The organism is Nocardiopsis protaetiae, from assembly GCF_045446735.1.
Classification (GTDB): Bacteria; Actinomycetota; Actinomycetes; order Streptosporangiales; family Streptosporangiaceae; genus Nocardiopsis; species Nocardiopsis protaetiae.
This window is the reverse complement of the sequence record NZ_JBJJBV010000573.1, coordinates 1-355: the sequence shown is the minus strand read 5'-3', so window position 1 is coordinate 355 and position 355 is coordinate 1. Positions and strand designations below refer to the sequence as shown.

1 rRNA gene is annotated in these 355 nt (G+C 56.6%); it reads right to left on the bottom strand.

Annotation, left to right across the window (positions count from 1 at the left end):
- Positions 1–355 (bottom strand): 23S ribosomal RNA (locus ACJOT3_RS34725); the annotation flags it as partial.

The following is a 355-nucleotide window of genomic DNA, read 5'->3' as shown; positions in this document are numbered from 1 at the left end:
GGACATGGGTAGATCACTCCGCTTCGGGTCCACAGCATGCGACTCAAACGCCCTATTCAGACTCGGTTTCCCTACGGCTACCCCACCCGGGTTAACCTCGCCACACACCATGACTCGCAGGCTCATTCTTCAAAAGGCACGCCATCACCAGACCCAAAGATCCAGCTCTGACGGCTTGACAGCACACGGTTTCAGGTACTATTTCACGACCCCTCACCGGGGCACTTTTCACCTTTCCCTCACGGTACTAGTGCACTATCGGTCACCAGGACGTATTTTGGCTTAGCAGGTGGTCCTGCCAGATTCACACGGAATTTCTCGGGCTCCGCGCTACTCGGGGACAGCGTCCAACACC